This window comes from Paenimyroides tangerinum, from assembly GCF_003865405.1.
GTDB lineage: Bacteria > Bacteroidota > Bacteroidia > Flavobacteriales > Flavobacteriaceae > Flavobacterium > Flavobacterium tangerinum.
Window position 1 is genome coordinate 1 of the sequence record NZ_RQVQ01000097.1, and the last position, 1,974, is coordinate 1,974.

Consider the following 1,974-nt stretch of genomic DNA (forward strand, 5'->3'; position numbering starts at 1 on the left):
AGTCTATTATAAAAATTGCATACAAAATTTTTCAAAATCCAGAGGAATTTAAAAAAAGGAATCTTTGCAAATATCAGGTCTCCGAAAAGCGGTTGCGAGAACAGAAATTTTTAGATAAAAAGGAGATTGAAAATCCATATATAGTTTTTGAAAATATTTTTAAGAAGTATAGTTTAGAAAAGTTCAGTAAATCATTTCTTAATCTAATATTAGCCACAATGGCCGATGATACCTACGGAAAAGACTTTGATTGCAGTGTATCAGTACTTGACTATCATAAACTACTTGAAGCTTGTGAACTTATACAGCAACGATGTTTAACGAATGAACAGTAAATTTTTACATCAAATAAAATTAGCTTTTCTTTGTTTTTTTTGGGGCTAGGGTTTTGTATTAATTTAGATAGTAGAACATTATAGGGTTTTTCTTTTTTTTTGTCTTCTTTAATTTATATCTTTGTAAGATATATTTGTTGTAAGAAATTAATAATAAAAATTATGAAAATAGTATCATTGGATTTACAAAGTATTCCAACGGTTATTTTTTGGGATATGGATATAAAAAAAATATCACTAAATAGAGATTATAAAATTATTATTTCTCGAATACTTATGTTTACAAATAAAGCGTATTTTGATAATAATATTAAAGTATTAGAAAAAAAATTCAGCGTTAAAAAAATTATATCCGCAGTAGTAGAATCAACAGATAGAATAAGTGATGAAATTTGTTCTCTTTTATCTCAAAAATATGATATAACTTTCAATAGTAAGTATTCTTCATAATCAAATGGTTGATGAAAGAATTATGACAATAATAAAAAGATTGCAATCTTTAGATAGATTGCAATCTTTTTATTTAGCAGGTGGTACTAGTTTATCGATTAGACTAAGTCATAGAGATTCCAACGATATTGATTTATTTTGTGAAGATCTTATTGGAATTGAAGGTTTCAAAAAAATTGAAGAAGAAATTAGAAGCTCATTTCCGAATTCACTTTTTTATTTACAATATCCTACTGAAAAATCTGATGAACTCGTTTTTTTGAGGTTTACTTTAAAATTTGATGATTTTGAAATAAAGGTTGAGTGTATACAGGCATTTAAACTTATTGATTCAATAGAAACAGTAGACAGTATTAGAATGGCTTCTGTCAAAGATGTAGGGGTTTTTAAAGTTGAATCTTTAGCTAATAGATATGCTTTAAAAGATTTATTTGATTTAGATATTATAACCGAAAAAATTAGTTTATCAAAATTAATAGATTTTTACTATGAAAAAAAACTAAAATATAATCAAGAAGGTATTAAAACTATCTTTCATTATGAAAATAAAATATGCCCGTATATTGATCCTTTATCTCTTATAGAAAACAGAACCAATTCAAAATCTTTACCTTTTCATAGTCAACCACATTTGATTAAAGGTGTTGAAAATAGAACAATTATTTACCACATATATAATTTCAAAATTAAAGTTAAATCGGAAAATAAAAGAAGATATCCGGTAAAATAAATTTTCGTAGTTCAGGTTATTAATAAAAAATCAACATTTCAATACACCATTGATCAAGCTCCTAAATAGGAGCTTTTTTTTGTTAAAGTTTTTTAGTTGAATTTGGAAATATTAAATCTAACTAATTATGAAAAAAAGCATTATTTTTTTTTGATTCGCGCATGTTTTAAAATTTTAAAGAAGATTGATAAATACGAACGTAAAAGTGAATCTAATGATGTGTTACATTCGAAGTATTTAGTCTATGCATCTGGTTTAACCTATGAGCAATACTTAAATCCATACCTGATTATTAAACATGTTTTTAATGAACAAAGCTTTTCACAAATTGAATTAGATTTAGAAGATATTATGGAGCATACCTTAGGAAACGCTTCAAGTTGTCCATCAGAAGATATTTGTATTTCATTTATCAACATCAATAGGTTGTTAGATGCGTGTTGGTTAATTTGTAATCGG

Annotated in this window: 2 protein-coding genes and 2 pseudogenes; all 4 read left to right on the forward strand. The window is 25.4% G+C overall.

The genetic code is table 11. The annotated features are described in order from the left end of the window. Positions 1–335 (forward strand): annotated as a pseudogene (locus EG240_RS16750) (hypothetical protein); the annotation flags it as partial. A 162-nt stretch (positions 336–497) separates the two neighbouring features. Next, positions 498–785 carry a DUF6922 domain-containing protein gene (locus EG240_RS16285; RefSeq protein ID WP_125020384.1) on the forward strand — a complete coding sequence of 96 codons (288 nt, stop codon included), beginning with the start codon at positions 498–500 and terminating at the stop codon, positions 783–785. A gap of 22 nt (positions 786–807) precedes the next feature. Further along, on the forward strand, positions 808–1,515 hold the full coding sequence (locus EG240_RS16290; RefSeq protein WP_158612047.1) for a nucleotidyl transferase AbiEii/AbiGii toxin family protein: 708 nt from the start codon (positions 808–810) through the stop codon (positions 1,513–1,515). A gap of 150 nt (positions 1,516–1,665) precedes the next feature. Next, positions 1,666–1,974: pseudogene (locus tag EG240_RS16295) on the forward strand (hypothetical protein); the annotation flags it as partial.

Coding starts and splice junctions, on each gene's coding strand:
- EG240_RS16285 (WP_125020384.1), top strand. CDS start 498: ATGAAAATAGTATCATTGGATTTACAAAGTATTCCAACGGTTATTTTT.
- EG240_RS16290 (WP_158612047.1), top strand. CDS start 808: ATGACAATAATAAAAAGATTGCAATCTTTAGATAGATTGCAATCTTTT.